The sequence below is a fragment of the Mobilicoccus massiliensis genome (assembly GCF_000826525.2).
Classification (GTDB): Bacteria; Actinomycetota; Actinomycetes; order Actinomycetales; family Dermatophilaceae; genus Mobilicoccus; species Mobilicoccus massiliensis.
In genome coordinates, this window is record NZ_LN651330.1 from 535,602 (window position 1) to 552,828 (window position 17,227).

Sequence of the window (17,227 nt, forward strand, 5' to 3'; positions counted from 1 at the left end):
GGGTCAGAGCTTGCGGAGCCGGATCCGACGCACGTCGTGGTCGGGGCCCTTGGTGAGGACGAGGGTGGCGCGGCCGCGGGTGGTCTCGACGTTCTCGCGCAGGTTGGGCTCGTTGATCGTGCGCCAGATGTGGTCGGCCGTGGCGCGTGCCTCGTCGTCGGACAGAGAGGCGTACCGGTGGAAGTAGGACTCGGGGTGGGCGAACGCCGTCTTGCGCAGACGCAGGAACCGTTCGACGTACCAGCGGTGGATGAGGTCGACGTGCGCGTCGACGTAGACGGAGAAGTCGAAGAAGTCGCTGAGCGCCAGACCGACCCGGCCGTCGGCCCGCATCCGCGGCGGCTGCAGCACGTTGAGGCCCTCGACGATGAGCACGTCGGGGCGGCGGACGACGATCTGCTCGCCGGGAACGATGTCGTAGGTCAGGTGGCTGTAGACGGGGGAGCGGACCTCGTCGGCCCCGCCCTTGACGTCGGCGACGAAGCGCAGCAGTGAGCGTTGGTCGTAGGACTCCGGAAATCCCTTGCGGTGCAGGATGCCTCGACGTTCGAGCACGGCGTTGGGGTAGAGGAACCCGTCGGTCGTGACGAGTTCGACCTTGGGGGTGTGCGGCCAGCGCGCCATGAGCTCGCGCAGGATGCGGGCCGTCGTGGACTTGCCCACCGCGACCGAACCCGCGATGCCGATGACGAACGGAGTGCGCTCCGGGCGTTCGCCGAGGAACCCCGAGGTGAGCCGGTGCAGGTGCGTCGCGCCTTCCACGTAGAAGCTCAGCAGTCGCGACAGCGGCAGGTAGACCTGCTCGACCTCGACGAGGTCGAGGCGCTCCCCGACACCCCGCAGCCGTTCGACGTCGTGATCGCTGAGGCTCAGCGGATGTGTGCGGCGCAACCGTGCCCAGTCCTCGCGATCGAGGTGGACGTACGGCGAGGGGTGCGCGCGCGACGGTGAGGACACGGCGCCCATTGTTGCCCACGGCACGCCCACGAGGTGCGACACGGCAGGTCCGATGCGAAGAGCACGGATTTCCGGCGTACGGGGTTGCGGCCGACCGTCGAGTAATCTGGGCCGCATGTGTGGAATCGTGGGATACGTCGGGCCGGACTCCAACCAGCGGGCGCTCGACGTCATCGTGGAGGGCCTCTCTCGCCTGGAGTACCGGGGATATGACTCGGCGGGCGTCGCGCTCGTCGCCGACGGTGAGATCGCGTGGCGCAAGAAGGCCGGCAAGCTCGCCAACCTGCGTTCGGACATCGAGGCCCACCCCATGCCGCCGTCGACCACCGGCATCGGACACACGCGGTGGGCCACCCACGGCGGACCGACCGATCAGAACGCCCACCCCCACCTCGGTGGCGAGGACGACAAGGTCGCCCTCATCCACAACGGCATCGTCGAGAACTTCCACGTGCTCAAGACCGAGCTGCTCGCCGAGGGCGTGACGTTCCGCTCGGAGACCGACACCGAGGTGGCCGCCCAGCTGCTCGCCCGTGCCTACGGCGAGACCGGTGATCTGACCGAGGCGATGCGGGTCGTCTGCAACCGTCTCGAGGGCGCGTTCACGCTGCTCGCGGTGCACGCCGACCTGCCGGGCACCGTGGTGGCGGCCCGCCGCAACTCGCCGCTGGTCATCGGCCTCGGCGACGGCGAGAACTTCCTCGGCTCCGACGTGGCGGCGTTCATCGGCCACACCAAGTCGGCGATGGAGGTCGACCAGGACCAGATCGTCACGATCACCAAGGACTCCGTCGACGTCGTGGGCTTCGACGGCACCCCGGCCGAGGGCAAGCGCTTCGAGGTGACGTGGGATGCCGCGCAGGCCGAGAAGGGCGGGCACAGCTCGTTCATGGTCAAGGAGATCCTCGAGCAGCCCGCCGCCATCAACGACACGTTGCTCGGTCGCACCAACGAGGCCGGTGAGCTCGTGCTCGACGAGATGCGCATCGACCCCGCGCGGCTCGCCGCCATCGACGAGATCGTCATCGTCGCCTGCGGCACGGCGTTCTACTCGGGGCTCACCGCCAAGTACGCGATCGAGCACTGGACCCGCATCCCGTGCGCCGTCGAGCTCGCGCACGAGTTCCGGTACTGCGACCCCGTCGTCGACGAGCGCACCCTCGTGGTCTCGATCAGCCAGTCGGGCGAGACGATGGACACGCTCATGGCCGTCAAGCACGCCCGGGAGCTCGGGGCGCTGACGATCTCGATCTGCAACACGCACGGCGCGACGATCCCGCGGGAGTCCGACGCGGCGCTCTACACGCACGCCGGTCCCGAGATCGCCGTCGCCTCGACCAAGGCGTTCACCGCTCAGATCGCCGCCTGCTACGTGCTGGGCCTCTACCTCGCGCAACTGCGCGGTGGCTCCCAGGCCGAGGCGGCCCAGCAGGTCATGCGCGAGCTGCACGAGGTGCCGGCCAAGGTCGACACGCTGCTCGGTTCGATGGACCGGGTGCGCGAGATCGCCCGGTTCATGGCCGACACCCGTTCCGTGCTGTTCCTCGGTCGCCACGTCGGTTACCCGATCGCGCTCGAGGGCGCGCTCAAGCTCAAGGAGATCGCGTACATCCACGCCGAGGGCTTCGCCGCCGGCGAACTCAAGCACGGTCCCATCGCGCTCATCGAGCCGGGGCAGCCGGTGTTCATCGTCGTGCCCTCGCCGAGCACGCCGCACAACCTGCACGACAAGGTGGTCTCCAACATCCAGGAGATCCGCGCCCGCGGCGCCCGCACGCTCGTCATCGCCGAGGAGGGTGACGAGTCGGTCGTGCCGTTCGCCGACGAGGTCATCCGTGTTCCGGCGACCTCCCCGCTGCTCGCGCCGCTGTTGACGATCGTCCCCCTTCAGGTCTTCGCGGCCGAGCTCGCCGCCGCCAAGGGGTTGGATGTGGATCAGCCGAGGAACCTCGCGAAGAGCGTCACGGTCGAGTGACGACGAAGGCGTGAGGACACGAGGGAGCGAAGCGAGTGAGGCCCGGAGCGCCGAGGAGTCACGACCATCGGATTCGAGTGACGACGAGAGCGTGAGGACACGAGGGAGCGAAGCGAGTGAGGCCCGGAGCGTCGAGGAGTCACGACCATCGGACTCGAGTGAAACCGTGATCGTCGGGATCGGGATCGACGTGGTCGACGTCGAGCGGTTCGCGGCGGTGTTGTCGCGGACTCCGGCGTTGCGGCAGCGGTTGTTCACCGAGGCCGAGCGTGAGTTGTCGGCGGAGTCGCTCGCGGGGCGGTTCGCGGTGAAGGAGGCGCTCGCCAAGGCGCTCGGTGCGCCCGGTGGTCTGGCGTGGACGGACGCGGAGGTGCTGCGCGGGGAGCACGGTGCGCCGCGACTGGTCGTCAGCGGTACTGTCGCGGAGTGTGCGGCTCGGCGTGGGGCGGACGATCTGCTCGTGTCGATCTCCCACGACGGGGGGATCGCGACGGCGATCGTCCTGGCCCAGTCGTCGGGCGCGTGACCGGCGGGCCCGGGGGCCTGCACACCAGAGACGAGCAAGGAGCACGAGCGTGATCGCAGCCTGGAGTGTCGCCGATGTGCGTGCCGCGGAGGAGCGGGCGATGAGCGAGCTGCCCGACGGCGAGCTCATGGCGCGGGCCTCGAAGGGGCTGGCCAAGGTGGTGGCGGCGCGGATCGACGACATCGATCATCCGCGGGTCGTCGGCATCGTCGGCTCCGGTGGCAACGGGGGCGACACGCTGTTCGCGCTGGCGAGGCTGGCGCGGCTCGACGAGCGGCGGGGTGGGGTGGCCGGCCTCGCGGCCGTGCTGGTCTCCGATCACGGAGCGCACGAGGCGGGTCTGGCCGCGGCACGCAAGGTCGGGGTGACGATCGTCGACCTCGCGTCCGCCGGAACGGGTGACGAAGGTGCGAGTGACCAAGACACGAGCGGCGACGACGCGAACGACGAAGGCGCGAACGGCGACGACACGAACGGCGACGCGACGAACAGTGAAGAAGCGCTCGCCCACGCGTGCGACCTGGTCGCTGAGGCCGACGTCCTCCTCGACGGGATCACGGGCATCGGCGGATCGCCGGGGTGGAGCGGCTCGTCTGCCGCGCGTTGCCGGGTGTTGCTCGATGCGGTCGACGACGACGCGTATGTCATCGCGGTCGATCTGCCGAGCGGCGCGGACCCGGCGGGGATCGTCCTGGACTCCGAGGGCGTGTGGGCCGACGAGACCGTGACGTTCGGGGTGGCCAAGCCCGTGCATCTGCTCGGTACCGCCGCGCGCTGCGGCCTGCTCACGCTCGTCGACATCGGCCTGGAGATGACGACCGCTCCCGTGGTCGAACGTCTCGACCACGACGACGTCGCCGCGTTGTGGCCGGTGCCCGGCCCCGACGACGACAAGTACTCCCGAGGTGTACTGGGAGTCGTCGCGGGCGGCGAATCCTTCACGGGCGCACCGATTCTCACGGTGACCGCGGCAGTGAGCGCAGGGGTCGGCATGGTGCGCTACCTCGGTCCGCCGACGCCGACGTCGCTCGTGCGGGCGGCGGTGCCCGAGGCGGTCCACGGTCTCGGCCGGGTCCAGGCCTGGGTCGTCGGCCCCGGTCTCGACACGAGCGTCGAGAACGACGACGGCGACGACACCGACGCGAACGCCGACGACGTCGCGCAGGTGACGACCGCGCGCGAGGCGCTGGACTCCGGTCAGCCGTGTCTCGTCGACGCCGGTGGTCTCGACCTGCTCGACGGCCGGCGCCCGCGTGCGGGCGCCCGCACGCTGCTCACCCCGCACGCGGGCGAGCTGGCCCGGCTGCTCTCCCGGGTCGAGGACGAGGACGTGACGCGCGAGGCGGTGGAGGCCGATCCGGTCGGGCACGCTCGCCGCGCGGCCAATCTGCTGCACGCGACCGTGCTGCTCAAGGGGTCGACGACGTACGTCGTGCCGCCGGAGGTGAGCGGGATTCCCGTGCGCGCCTGCGCCGACGCCCCGACGTGGATGGGCACCGCCGGCTCCGGCGATGTGCTCGCCGGTCTCGCCGGCACGCTGCTCGCGAGCGGTCTCGACCCGTACGACGCGGGCAGCGTCGCGGCCGTGGTGCACGGGCTCGCCGGCCACGAGGCCAACCCCGGCGGGCCGGTGCGTGCGCTCGACGTCGCGCACGCCATCCCGCGCGTCGTCGCCGGGCTGCTGCGCCACGCCGCGGCGTGAGAAGAGCCCTGGCGTGAGAGAAGCTGGAACGACGGGCGAAAGGACCCCTTGGGCGTGTGAGCGTGCCGCGCGGGTCCACGTGTGGCCCGCGGGAGGAGGTCCGAGATGACGACGTCTCCCCGTGGCGTGCCCCGACTGCCCGAGGTCTCCGGTCGTAGCGGGGTCTCGCTCGGCCGGTCCGCGCTCGGTGTCGGTCTGGGGCTCGCGGCCGCGGGTATCACGGCCGCCGCGGGAATGGCCGCCGACCGGCTCAGCCGCGACCGGCGGACCGCCGTGGCCCTCGACGCCGGCGTGGCCGACCCGCGCTACCACGAGACTCCGGACTCCGAGCTCGTCGTCACCGCCACCGACGGGGTCGAGCTCCACGTCGAGATCGACGAGCCGCGCCGCGAGGCGAACGACGACGGGAACGACGACGCGGCGACCCGACCCACCGTCGTGCTCTCGCACGGTTACTGCCTCAACCTCACGTCGTGGGTGTTCCAGCGTCGGGCGTTGCGCGAGGCCGGCTACCGGGTCGTGCTCTGGGACCAGCGTGGCCACGGGCTCTCGGGGATGGGGGACAGGGAGTCGATCTCGATCGAGCAGCTCGGTGACGACCTGTACCGGGTGGTCGAGGAGGTCGTGCCGGAGGGGCCGATCGTGCTCGTCGGGCACTCGATGGGCGGCATGTCGATGATGGCGCTCGCTCTCGAGCACGAGGATTTCGTCAAGAAGCGGGTGGTCGGGGCGGCGTTCGTCGCGACCAGCCCGGGCAACCTCTCCGGTGTCTCCTACGGGCTCGGTCGTCTCGGTGGCCACCTCGTCCGGCGGCTCACGCCCTGGACCTCATCGGTGCTCGCCCCTCGTCAGAACCTCGTCGACCGAGGCCTGCGCCAGGCCCGCGACGTCGTCGACTTCTTCGTCGACTTCGGCTCGTTCGGCTCCCCGGTGCCGCTCTCGATCGCGCAGCTGACGACCGACATGATCTTCGGCACCCGCATGGAGGTCATCTCCGCGTTCTTCCCCTTGTTCGACCAGCACGACAAGCGTGAGGCGCTCGCCGCGTTCGACGGGGTCGAGACGCTCGTCATCAGCGGTACCGCCGACCGCCTCACGCCACCCGAGCACAGCGAGGAGATCGTGCGGCTCATCCCCGGCGCCGAGCACGTGCTCGTCGAGGACGCCGGGCACGTCATCATGCTCGAGCACCCCGAGATCCTCGACGAGTACCTGCTCGAGCTCGTCGCCCGATCCTGCCGTGCCGGCGACGGGCGCAGACCCGTGCGGGTGCGACGGCAGGTGAAGGACGTCGCCGGACGCCGCGCCGCGCGTCGAGCCCGACGCCCGAAGGAGAATCGTGACGCCGCCTCAGCCTGACGTCCTGCTCGAGACCGACCTCGCCACCGCTGACGACACCCGCCGGGCGGGGCGCGTACTCGGCGGGCAACTCCGGGCCGGTGACGTGCTCGTGCTCGTCGGCGAGCTCGGCGCGGGCAAGACGACGTTCACCCAGGGCCTCGCCGACGGGCTGGGCGTCCGCGGCCCGATCACGTCGCCGACGTTCGTCATCTCCCGGGTGCACCCGTCGGAGGTCGGCGGTCCCGCGCTCGTCCACGTCGACGCCTACCGCCTCGGCGACGCCGCGGAACTGGAGGACATCGACCTCGACCTCACCCTCGACACGTCGGTCACGGTCGTCGAGTGGGGCGCCGGGATGGCCGAGCAGCTCAGCGACTCCTATCTCGTCGTCGATCTCGTTCGTGGCGCGGGCCTGGAGGCGGCGGCCGACGGCGGAGTCCGCGACAGCGACGATGACGGGGGCGACGAGCACGACGACCCCCGGGCGATCCGTATCGTCGGCGTCGGTCCGCGGTGGACCGGGGCCGAACGCCTGCAGCTCTGAGGCGGGCGTACTCGGTCGTCGTCGGCCAGGTCCCGCGATGGGGCGCACGCCGAGCAGCGGCGTCAGGGGTTGTCGGAGGGCTGGAATACCCTGGTTCGGTGCTGCTGCTCGCCCTCGACACCTCCACCTCCGCCTGCTCGGTCGCCCTCTGGGACGACTCGGGGCAGCTCGCGACCTCCCACGTCGTCGACCCGCAGGCACACGGCGAGCTCCTCGCACCCGGCATCGAGGCCGTCTTCACCCAGGCCGGAAGACGCCCGGCCGAGCTCACGCACATCGTCGTCGGCGTGGGGCCGGGTCCGTTCACGGGATTGCGGGTCGGCATCGTCAGCGCGCTCACCCTCGGTTATGTCGTCGGTGTCACCGCACAGGGCCTGAGCAGCCTCGACGCGCTCGCCGAGCGGGCGTGGACCTCGGGGGTGCGCGGGCGCATCCTCGTCGCCACCGATGCCCGCCGCAAGGAGGTCTACTGGGCCACCTACGCCCTCGACGGCACCGGCATCCACGCCGAGGACGGGCCGGCGGTGTCCCGTGCGGCCGATCTTCCCGAGGACGTGCGCGCCCTGCCCAACGTCGGTCGCGGTGGGTTGCTGTACGCCGCCGACCTGCCCAACCGCGTTCTCGTCTGTGAGGACGCGATCGACGTCGACGCCGGTGACCTCGCCGATCTCGCGATCCGTCGGCTCGCCGCCGGGGAATCGCTGCTGCCCGCCCAACCGCTCTACCTGCGCCGCCCCGACGCGGTGCCTTCGGCGAGCGTCAAGTCGGTGCTGCCGCGGTGACGGTCGACGAGGCCGGCGTCGTGCGTGCGGTGTCGAGCGGAGCGTCGGCGCAGGTGGGCGCAGGCGCGCGCCTGCGTGAGATGGCGTGGACCGACATCCCCAGGCTCGTCGAGCTCGAGCGCGAGCTGTTCGCCGACGACGCCTGGTCGGAGCAGTCGTGGTGGGCGGAGCTCGCGGGCCGTCCGCGGCGCGAGTACGTCGTCGTGGTCGATGAGGGGAGCGGTGCCGGCGACGACCGAGTGGAGGACTTGCTCGGATACGCCGGGCTCGACCACGGCGGAGAGGTGGCCGACGTCATGACCATCGCCGTCGCGCCGTCGGGCCGCCGACGTGGACTGGGCACGCTGCTGCTCGACGCGCTCGCCGACCTCGCGCGAGCCCGTGGGGAGCAACACCTGCTGCTCGAGGTCCGCGCCGACAACGCCGCCGCTCTCGCCCTCTACGAACGCGCCGGGTTCCGCACCCTGTCCACCCGCCGCCGCTACTACCCCGGAGACGTCGACGCCCACGTCATGCGTCTCACCCTGGAAGGACCCCGCCCGTGACCAGCAGCGACACCGCCCCGCAGACCGTCCCCGCCACCACCGCCGCCATCGTCGCCGACGCCCCGCTCGTCCTCGGCATCGAGTCCTCGTGCGACGAGACGGGTGTCGCGATCGTGCGCGGTCACGAGCTCATCGGTGACGTCGTCGCGAGCAGCGTCGACGAACACGCCCGGTTCGGGGGCGTCATCCCCGAGATCGCCTCGCGGGCCCACCTCGAGGCGATGGTCCCGACCCTCGACGCGGCGTGCGAGCAGGCGGGAATCCGCCTCACCGACCTCGACGCGATCGCGGTGACGAGCGGACCGGGTCTCGCGGGCGCGCTGCTCGTCGGCGTCGCCGCCGCGAAGACCCTCGCGTTCGCGCTCGACAAGCCGCTGTACGGCATCAACCACCTCGTCGCCCACGTCGGCGTCGACGTCCTCGACCACGGCACGCTGCCCACGCCGATGGTCGCGTTGCTCGTCTCGGGCGGGCACACCAACCTGCTGCTCGTCCGCGACATCGGCAGCGACGTCGTCTCGCTGGGGCAGACGATCGACGACGCGGCCGGGGAGGCCTACGACAAGGTCGCGCGCCTGCTCGATCTGCCCTACCCGGGCGGCCCGCACATCGATCGTCTTGCCCAACAGGGCGATCCGCGCGCCATCGCGTTTCCGCGCGGTCTCACCTCGGGTCGGGACATGCAGCGTCACCGGTTCGACTTCTCGTTCTCGGGGCTCAAGACGGCCGTCGCTCGCTGGGTCGAGACCCGCCGCGCGGCCGGCGAGCCGATTCCCGTCGCCGACGTCGCAGCGAGCTTTCAGGAGGCCGTCGCCGACGTGCTCACCCGCAAGGCGGTTCTCGCCTGCCAGGAGCACGGCGCGACCCACCTGCTCATCGGCGGCGGCGTCGCGGCCAACCGGCGGCTGCGCGAACTCGCCGAGGAACGGTGTGCCGCAGCCGGAATCACGCTGCGGGTTCCGCGGCCGCGGTTGTGCACCGACAACGGCGCCATGGTCGCGGCCCTCGGCGCCCAACTCGTCATGGCCGGCGCCGAGCCCTCGGCCCTCGACCTGCCCACCGACTCCTCGATGCCGGTCGAACGCGTTCACGTCTGACGGCGCGTGCTGTCGCATCGTGGAGGTGGCGGCCGTTGCGGTCGTCGGGGTCTTCACGGACGTGGTGAGGCGCGCCGGCGACGCACTGGCCTACCGTGGAACGAACCACCTCCCGCGGGGGCGCCGGGAACATGGCCACTCGTTCGTCCCGACCGTCTTCGTCCCGACCGTGTTCATCCCGACTGTGTTCAGGAGACCCCGATGACCCCACGCACACGACGACCCGCGCGGCGTCCGGTCGTCACCTCATTGGTCACGGTTGGCGCGCTCGCGCTCACCGGCTGCGCGTCGGATGCCGGGCGTGACGCCGGCTCCGCCGACACGTCGACCTCGCCCGATGGGGCTGCCGCCGTGAGCGAGAAGAGCGGGGCGACCGGCGCGAACGCCGCCTCCACCACGGCGGAGACGGCCAGGGAGACCGCCCGGGCACGCGCCGAGGTGAAGAAGCTCGGCACGAGAAGGCTCGCGGCACAACTCGTCGTGCCGGATTCCGGATCGGTCGACGCGGGCGTGCGGGGCATCAGCGGCGGGTACGGCGGCGTGGTCGTCATGCGCTCGGCCCTCACTCGGGGCTCTTCGGTCGCGAGCGACGCCAAGAAGGCCAACGGCCGCTACTCCGCCGCGATGCGTTCGAGCGGGCGCGCCTGGCCGGCGTTCATCGCGATCGATCAGGAGGGCGGCCCCGTCACGCGTATCGACGCTCCGCTGACCCGGTTCCCCGCGGCGATGGCACTCGGAGCGGTCAAGGATTCGGGACTGGCCACGCACGTCGGCCGCGCCTCGGGGGCCGAACTGGCCGGGTTGGGCTTCACGGTCGTCATGGCGCCGGACGCCGACGTGACCACGCCAGGCGACCCGACCATCGGGGTGCGCTCGCCCGGCTCCGACCCCGCTCGGGTCGCGCGTACCGCTCTCGCCTACGTGGCGGGGTACCGCCAGGCCGGAATCGTGCCGGTCGTCAAGCACTTTCCCGGTCACGGCGCCGTCGCCGCCGACACCCACAAGGGCACGGCGGTGCTCACGGCGAGCAAGGCGGCGCTCGAGAAGCGGGATCTCGTGCCGTTCCGCGAGGCCGCAGCGGCGAAGGTGCCGGCGGTGATGACCGCGCACATCGTCACCAAGGCCGTCGACCGGACGCGTCCGGCGTCGCAGTCGCGCGCCGTCACCACCGGGTTGTTGCGCCGGCAGCTGGGGTTCTCGGGGCTGATCGTCACCGACGCCCTCAACATGGGGGCGGCCACGGCCGGTCTGCGGCCCGGCGAGGAGACCGTGCGAGCGATCGAGGCAGGGGCCGACGTCGCGCTCATGCCCCCCGATCCGGCCGCCGCGGTCACCGCGCTCGAGAAGGCGGTGTCGTCGGGGCGTCTGTCGCGTGGGCGGCTCGAGGAATCCGCGGTGCGCATGATCGTCGCCCTGCGTGCGCGCAAGCCCGCCGTTCCCGCGGCGGCACCGGGCTCGAACCACGCCGTCGCTCGCCGGGTCGCGGCTGCGTCGATCACGCAGATCGGTGGCACGTGCGGAGGCCGGCTCGTCGGTAAGGCCGTCACCGTCAGTGGCGGCACTCCCGCCGACCGCGCCGAGTTCACCCGCGCCGTCCGCTCACGCGGAGTGCGGGTGGGCGGCGCCGGAGCGACCCGCGTCGCGCTGCTGGGAGGCGGCGCATACCGGGCCGGCTCGGGCAGCGCCTCGGGTCGGCGCACCGGCACGGGTGACGTGCTCGTCGCGCTCGACGTTCCCTACGGGTTGGCGTCGGGTACCGCGAAGGCCCGCCTCGCCACGTACGGACGGACTCCGGCGACGTTCGACGCCCTGGCCGACGTGCTCGTCGGCAAGGCCAAGGCGCCCGGGCGGCTGCCGGTTGCCGTCGGGTCGTCGAAGATCGGCGCCGGGTGTGGCTGAGGCGCGAGTTCTCGTCGCGGGCGCGATCCTGCGGCGGCGCGTGCTGACGATGACCTCCAGCGCTCCGGGCTGTCGCCTCGCGGTCGAGAGCCGTGACGAGCTCGGCGGAGCCGGTGCGCTCGCTGCGCTCGCGGCCGCCGAGGCGAGGACGGACGCCCCCAACGCGGTCACCCTCGTGGGCCGGGTGGGGGAGGACCCCGCGGGCCACCGCTGCCGAGCCGACCTCGATCGTCCGAGGCTCGAGACGGCCCTCACCTGGCGCGGCGGCACCGACGAATTGCTCGTCCTCGACCCGAGCGACGGCGCGTCCGAGCTGGTCTGGGTGCAGCGGGACGAAGGCGCCCACGGCGCTGAGGTGATCTCGGGTGGAGCAGGCGCCGGTCCCCGGCCGACCGATTCACGGGATGAGCTGGAGGTCTCTCTCGAGCAGCTCGCGCGGTGCCGTCCTGGCGACGTGCTGCTGCTCGACGCGCTCGCCCTCGGGCGGTGTCGCGGACTCGTGCAGGCGGCGTACGACGCCGACGTGCAGGTCGTGCTGGATCTCGACCCGTCGTTCTCCGTGAACCACGAGGAGATGGCGCTGGTCGACGTGGCCGTGGTCGACGGGGCGGGCGCCATAGCCATCGCCGATGCCGCGTGGGCGCCACGATCCCTCGCCGTCCACGCCGGGTCGCTCGGCGTGTGGTGGGACGAGTTTCGGGTCGAGGGTGCCGGCGTCGACGAGGCACGCGATGCGGAGGGCGGTACCGAGAACGGTGTCGCGGGCAGGGCAGGTCGGCACCACGATGCGGTGCACCGCTTCGCCGGCACACTCGCGGCCGCGCTCGCCACCGGCATGGATCGCCCGGAGGCCTTCGACCTCGCCGCTCAGGCCTCCCGGCCCTGACCCACACGCGCCGAGACAGCCGCCGTTTCCGGCATCCCCCTCCGCCGTTCGACCGTCACGCTCACCTCGGCCGGAAACGGCGGCTGTCTCGGCGTTCGAGGCGACCGGGCAGAATCGAGGGATGAATCCCCAGCAGGCGCTCGCGGAGGTCGTCGTCGACGAACTCGTCCGGCTCGGTGTGCGCGAGGTGGTCCTCGCACCCGGTTCGCGCTCGGCGCCCCTGGCATACGCGCTGCACGACGCCGACTCGGCGGGACGGCTGCGGCTGCACGTGCGGGTCGACGAGCGGTCGGCGGCGTTCCTCGCGCTGGGGCTGGCCAAGGCCACCGGGATCCCGGCACCCGTGGTGACGACCTCGGGCACCGCGGTGGCCAACCTCACGCCGGCCGTGCTCGAGGCACACGAGTCCGGAGTCCCGATGCTGCTGCTCACGGCCGATCGCCCGCCCGAACTGCGCGGCACCCGCGCGAACCAGACCACCGATCAGCTCGCGTTCTTCGGCCGCAACGTGCGCTGGTTCCACGATCTCGGTGTGCCCGAGCCGCGCCCCGGGGCAGCGTGGCGCACCGCGATCGACCGTGCCGTCGCCGCGACCACGGGCGCGACGGGGGGCGATCCGGGACCGGTGCACGTCAACGTCCCGCTGCGCGACCCGCTCGTGCCGGACCTTTGCTCGGCGCACCCTCATGGCCACGAGGGCCGCGAGACTCACGAGGCCCACGCCGCCTCCGACGGCCACGACGACCTCGAGCCCGGCGCGTGGGTCCGATCGTTGGCGGGCAGGACGGACGGGGCGCCGTGGACGTCGATTTCACGCCGCACCGCGTCCTGGGGTTCACCGCCGTTGCGCGAGATCCCCCGGACTCTCGTCGTGCTCGGTGACGCGCCGACGCCGTTGCTCGCGACCGCCGTCGAGTGGGCGGCGCGTCGGTGCCATCCGGTCATCGGGGAGCCGTTCGGGCCGGCGTCGTGCGGTGGCGCCGTCGGGCGCCTGCCGCACGGAGTCCGCCTGGCCGGGTACGCGGAGGAGGCCGAGCTCAGGCCAGACCGCATCATCGTCGTCGGCCGCCTCACGTTGTCGCGCAGCCTCGCTCGGCTCCTACGGCTGCCGGACGTGCGGGTCGACCTCGTGACGGGCGACCGGAGTTGGGCCGACCCAGGGCACGTCGTCACCGCGGTCCACGATCCCGGCGCGTTCGGCGCGGCACACCTGCACCTCGGGGCGGGTCTCGCGGGGACGAGCGCGCTCGAGCACACCGCGAGGACATCGACGGGGGGTGCCGATGAGCACCCCTCGCAGACCACGTCCGGTGCGGCCACCGTCGCGGCGACGGAGGACGGGGACCCGGCCGGCAGCAGCGCAGGACTGCACGACGCAGACCCGCAGGGCGCGACGCTGGGAGGCTCCGACGGCTCACCGCGCGGTGGCAGCGTCTCGGAGGAGGCGCAGACGCATCGGGCGGCGTGGACCCGCGCGGCCGCGGAGATCTCGGCCGAGATCGAGGCCTCCCTGAGATGGCCGAGCGGCCCGGCATTGGCGTCGACGCTGCTCGACGCGGTGCCCGAGGGCGCGGTGGTCTTCCTCGGGTCGAGCAACGGGGTGCGCCACGTCGACCTCGTCCGCGGCCTCCACGGCTCCGACCACGCCGAGGTCGTCGCGAGCCGCGGCCTCGCCGGGATCGATGGCTGCGTCTCGACGGCCGTCGGAATCGCGCTCGGCAGCGGCCGGCCCACGTACGCGCTGCTCGGCGATCTGACCTTCCTCCACGACGCGAACGGCCTCCTCATCGGGCCGGATGAACCGATCCCCGACCTCACGATCGTCGTGGGCAACGACGACGGCGGTGCGATCTTCGGCGATCTCGAATACGGGCGGGCCGAGGTCCGCGAGGCGCTCCCCGGCAGCTACGAGCGACTCTTTCGCACGCCGACCGCCACCCGACTCGACGCGCTCTGCGCCGCGCACGGGGTGCGGCACGTCCTCGCGCGGAGTCCCGAAGCGCTCGTCGCCGTTCTCGCCGAACGGCCGTCGGGACTCACCGTCGTCGAGGTGACGTTGCCGGCCGCCTGACGCGCCGGCGCGAAATCGCGTTGACGCGAGGACGAGGCTCCCGAGAGGGTGGGCCGGTGATCACGATCCGCCAGTTGACCTCGGCCGATGCCGAGGCGGCCGACACCCTCGACACCTACGCCTTCGTCGGCGACCCTTCGCTGGAGACCGCGGAGCACAACACCTCCGAGCTCGACTGGGACCGGACGTTCGGTGCCGAACATCCCGACCTGCCGGGGCGTCTCGCGGGCCTCTACACGTCCTACGATCTGCGGGTCCGCGTACCGGGCGCGTCCTGTGACGGCGGCACCCGCGCGGTCCCCGTCGACGGCCTGAGCTGGGTGGCGGTGCATCCCGACGTGCGCCGACGCGGAGTGCTCGCCGCGATGATCCGCCGCCACCTGGAGACGGCGCGGGAGCGCGGAGCGGCGATCGCCGGCCTGCACGCGTCGGAATCCGGGATCTACGGCCGCTTCGGGTACGGCGTCGCGAGCCACGACATCTCCTACACCCTCGGCCGCGGTACGGAGTTCTCCGTGCCGGAGTCGGTCTCCGCCGAGGCCGATCGCACGACCACGCACCTGCTTCTCGACGTCGACGACGACGAGATCGCCCGGCGCGCCTGCGACGTCGACGCGGCGTCCTCGATGCTGGGCGAGGTCGCCCTGCCCTACCGGCTCGCGCGCCGGTACCTCCGCGACACCCCCGAGGGCCGCAGAGGCCGGGAGCCGATGCGCGGCCTCGTCGCCGTCCGTGACGGTCGTGACGTGGGGATGACGTTCTTCAGCCGCAAGACGTCGTGGGGGGATGACGCCGGCCCCGGCGGCACCGTCACCGTTCACCACCTGTGCGCCGTCGACCCCGCGGCGATGCTCGCCCTCGGGCGCCGCCTCGTCGACATGGACCTCATGGCCCGCACCGAGTTCGCCGGCCGCGGACTCGACGACCTGCTGCTCGTGTGGGCGGGCTCGGTCCGCTCGCGCAAGGTCCGGGTCAGGGACGCGCTGTGGCTGCGCCCGGTCGACGTCGGGTCGATGCTCGCCGCGCGCGGGTACGCCGCCGCGCTCGACGTCGTGCTCGAGGTGACCGACCCGACGTGCGAATGGAACCGCGGCGCATGGCGCCTCGTCGTCGACGAACACGGGGAGGCGACGTGCGAACGCACCCGGCGGGAGGCGGGCGTGCACCTCGACGTCGACGTGCTCGGAGAGATGTTCCTCGGCCTGCGCGGCCCGGCCGCTCTCGCCGCGTCCGGCCGCCTGCGCGAACACACGCTCGGCGCCGTCGCCGCCATGACCCGTGCCTTCGCCACGGGCGTCCTCCCGATCGGCGGCGTCGGATTCTGACGCCTGCCGGGCGGTCCCGGCCCGCCCCGCGCAACAAAGACCGGTCAGTCTGAGGGCGTTCGACGTGGTCGGCCAGCTGACCAGGGGGAACAGCGAATCGGTCGCGTGACGACGCCACGGTGACCGGTCTTTGTTGCGTGAGATTCCCGGGGCACCCTGGGGGTGAAAGGGCCTGTCCGAGCGGGGTGGGTGGCGCGGGTGACCGACAGGTAGGGTGATCCGCTGTGACTTCCGACGCACCCGCCCACCTCATCGCGCGTACGCGCGAGGTCGGCGACGTCGCCTCGCTGCTCGCCCTGCTGCCCGCCGATGCGCCGTCGCGAGAGTTGTGCTCGTGGGTGCGCGGGGGCGACGGGATCGTCGGCTGGGGCCGCGCGGCGGGCATCGCCACCTGCGGGGAGTCGCGCTTCGACGACGCGGAGACGTGGTGGCGACACGTCACCGAGGACGCCGAGGTCGACGACGAGGTGGGCCTCGTCGGGACCGGGCTGGTGGCCTTCGGGTCGTTCGCGTACTCCCCGGCTTCACGCGAGGAATCGCTGCTGGTCGTGCCACGGGTCATCCTCGGCCGACGCGACGGCCGCAGCTTCGTCACGACGATCTCGTGGTCGGTCGGCGCACACGACGACGCAGAGGTTCCGTCGTCCCAACCCGCGCCGCGGTCGCCCGGCGAGGTGAGCTTCTTCGACGGGGCGCTCGCGGGCCCCGCCTGGCAGACCGCGGTCGCCGAGGCCGTGCGCCGCATCGGTGAGGGCGACCTCGACAAGGTCGTCCTCGCCCGCGACCTCGTCGCCGAGGCCGAGCAGCCGATCGACCCTCGCTACCTGTTGCGGTGGCTGGCCGACGCCTACGCCAACACCTGGGTGTTCTCGGTCGACGGACTCCTCGGCGCGACCCCCGAGATGCTCGTGCGACTCGAACGCGGTCTCGTCACCTCCCGCGTGCTCGCCGGCACCATCCGGCGCACCGGCGACGACGAACGTGACCTCGCGCTCGCGGCCTCGCTCGCCCGCTCGAGCAAGGACCTCGAGGAGCACGAGTACGCGGTGGCCTCCGTCGCCGACGTCATCGCCCGGTACTGCACCTCGGTGAACACTCCCGAGACGCCGTTCGTGCTGCACCTGCCGAACGTCATGCACCTGGCCACCGACGTCGCCGGGCGCCTCACCAACGGCGCCTCCTCGCTCACCCTCGCGCGGGCGCTGCACCCCTCGGCCGCGGTCTGTGGCACACCAAAGGCACACGCCGACGCGGTGATCTCCGAGCTCGAGCACATGGACCGCGGGCGTTACGCCGGCCCGGTGGGCTGGATCGACGCCCGCGGCGACGGCGAATGGGGGATCGCCTTGCGCACCGGCGCTCTCGATCCGGCCGACCCGCGGCGCATGCGCCTCTTCGCCGGATGCGGCATCGTCGCCGGCTCCGACCCGGCCGCCGAACTCGCCGAGTCCGACGCCAAACTCGTGCCCATCCGCACGGCCCTCGCCGACCCCGGCCGCTCCGAGCGTCCTGGAGACCGCGCGAGCCGCATGTGAGCGTCATTCACGCCGCCGCCCGAGCGGATCGGGCCGAGCACG

Annotated in this window: 14 protein-coding genes; 13 read left to right on the plus strand and 1 reads right to left on the minus strand. The window is 72.4% G+C overall.

The annotated features are described in order from the left end of the window. Positions 1-3: 3 nt before the first annotated feature. On the minus strand, positions 4-966 hold the full coding sequence (gene coaA, locus BN1197_RS12205) for a type I pantothenate kinase (protein WP_040160050.1): 963 nt from the start codon (positions 964-966) through the stop codon (positions 4-6). A 106-nt stretch (positions 967-1,072) separates the two neighbouring features. On the opposite strand from coaA, the gene glmS reads away from it, so the two are divergent. The 13 genes from glmS to BN1197_RS12270 all read left to right on the plus strand — a co-directional run bounded on the left by glmS (position 1,073) and on the right by BN1197_RS12270 (position 17,185). Beyond that, positions 1,073-2,932, plus strand: coding sequence for a glutamine--fructose-6-phosphate transaminase (isomerizing) (glmS, locus tag BN1197_RS12210; RefSeq protein ID WP_040160053.1), 1,860 nt, complete (start codon positions 1,073-1,075; stop codon positions 2,930-2,932). Positions 2,933-3,098: 166 nt separating this feature from the next. Then, a complete protein-coding gene (locus tag BN1197_RS12215) occupies positions 3,099-3,458 on the plus strand; it encodes a holo-ACP synthase (RefSeq protein WP_040160056.1) in 360 nt (119 codons plus the stop codon). Positions 3,459-3,507: 49 nt separating this feature from the next. Beyond that, a complete protein-coding gene (locus BN1197_RS12220) occupies positions 3,508-5,160 on the plus strand; it encodes a bifunctional ADP-dependent NAD(P)H-hydrate dehydratase/NAD(P)H-hydrate epimerase (protein ID WP_040160058.1) in 1,653 nt (550 codons plus the stop codon). A 105-nt stretch (positions 5,161-5,265) separates the two neighbouring features. Then, positions 5,266-6,519 (plus strand): alpha/beta fold hydrolase, encoded by a 1,254-nt coding sequence (locus tag BN1197_RS12225; protein ID WP_040160060.1) that lies wholly within the window; start codon positions 5,266-5,268, stop codon positions 6,517-6,519. After that, the gene (gene tsaE, locus BN1197_RS12230; RefSeq protein WP_217991196.1) at positions 6,500-7,045 is read left to right on the plus strand and encodes a tRNA (adenosine(37)-N6)-threonylcarbamoyltransferase complex ATPase subunit type 1 TsaE; all 546 of its coding nucleotides are present in this window, start codon (positions 6,500-6,502) and stop codon (positions 7,043-7,045) included. The genes BN1197_RS12225 and tsaE overlap by 20 nt, the downstream gene beginning before the upstream one ends. A 98-nt stretch (positions 7,046-7,143) precedes the next feature. Continuing rightward, complete coding sequence (gene tsaB / locus BN1197_RS12235; protein ID WP_040160062.1) at positions 7,144-7,827, plus strand: tRNA (adenosine(37)-N6)-threonylcarbamoyltransferase complex dimerization subunit type 1 TsaB; 684 nt, start codon at positions 7,144-7,146, stop codon at positions 7,825-7,827. Next, positions 7,824-8,372 (plus strand): ribosomal protein S18-alanine N-acetyltransferase, encoded by a 549-nt coding sequence (gene rimI, locus BN1197_RS12240; RefSeq protein WP_390622718.1) that lies wholly within the window; start codon positions 7,824-7,826, stop codon positions 8,370-8,372. Before tsaB ends, rimI begins: the two co-directional genes overlap by 4 nt. Next, complete coding sequence (gene tsaD, locus BN1197_RS12245; protein ID WP_390622719.1) at positions 8,369-9,469, plus strand: tRNA (adenosine(37)-N6)-threonylcarbamoyltransferase complex transferase subunit TsaD; 1,101 nt, start codon at positions 8,369-8,371, stop codon at positions 9,467-9,469. Before rimI ends, tsaD begins: the two co-directional genes overlap by 4 nt. 201 nt (positions 9,470-9,670) lie before the next feature. After that, positions 9,671-11,368, plus strand: coding sequence for a glycoside hydrolase family 3 N-terminal domain-containing protein (locus BN1197_RS12255; protein ID WP_082043864.1), 1,698 nt, complete (start codon positions 9,671-9,673; stop codon positions 11,366-11,368). After that, a complete protein-coding gene (locus BN1197_RS17410; RefSeq protein ID WP_040160069.1) occupies positions 11,361-12,254 on the plus strand; it encodes a hypothetical protein in 894 nt (297 codons plus the stop codon). Before BN1197_RS12255 ends, BN1197_RS17410 begins: the two co-directional genes overlap by 8 nt. A 121-nt stretch (positions 12,255-12,375) precedes the next feature. After that, entirely contained in the window at positions 12,376-14,325 is a 1,950-nt protein-coding gene (menD, locus tag BN1197_RS12260) for a 2-succinyl-5-enolpyruvyl-6-hydroxy-3-cyclohexene-1-carboxylic-acid synthase (RefSeq protein ID WP_176489753.1), read from the plus strand. A gap of 56 nt (positions 14,326-14,381) precedes the next feature. After that, on the plus strand, positions 14,382-15,650 hold the full coding sequence (locus BN1197_RS12265) for a GNAT family N-acetyltransferase (protein ID WP_052466666.1): 1,269 nt from the start codon (positions 14,382-14,384) through the stop codon (positions 15,648-15,650). Positions 15,651-15,874: 224 nt separating this feature from the next. Then, the gene (locus tag BN1197_RS12270) at positions 15,875-17,185 is read left to right on the plus strand and encodes an isochorismate synthase (protein ID WP_040160072.1); all 1,311 of its coding nucleotides are present in this window, start codon (positions 15,875-15,877) and stop codon (positions 17,183-17,185) included. Positions 17,186-17,227: the final 42 nt, after the last annotated feature.

Coding starts and splice junctions, on each gene's coding strand:
- coaA (WP_040160050.1), bottom strand. CDS start 966: ATGGGCGCCGTGTCCTCACCGTCGCGCGCGCACCCCTCGCCGTACGTC.
- glmS (WP_040160053.1), top strand. CDS start 1,073: ATGTGTGGAATCGTGGGATACGTCGGGCCGGACTCCAACCAGCGGGCG.
- BN1197_RS12225 (WP_040160060.1), top strand. CDS start 5,266: ATGACGACGTCTCCCCGTGGCGTGCCCCGACTGCCCGAGGTCTCCGGT.
- BN1197_RS12255 (WP_082043864.1), top strand. CDS start 9,671: ATGACCCCACGCACACGACGACCCGCGCGGCGTCCGGTCGTCACCTCA.
- menD (WP_176489753.1), top strand. CDS start 12,376: ATGAATCCCCAGCAGGCGCTCGCGGAGGTCGTCGTCGACGAACTCGTC.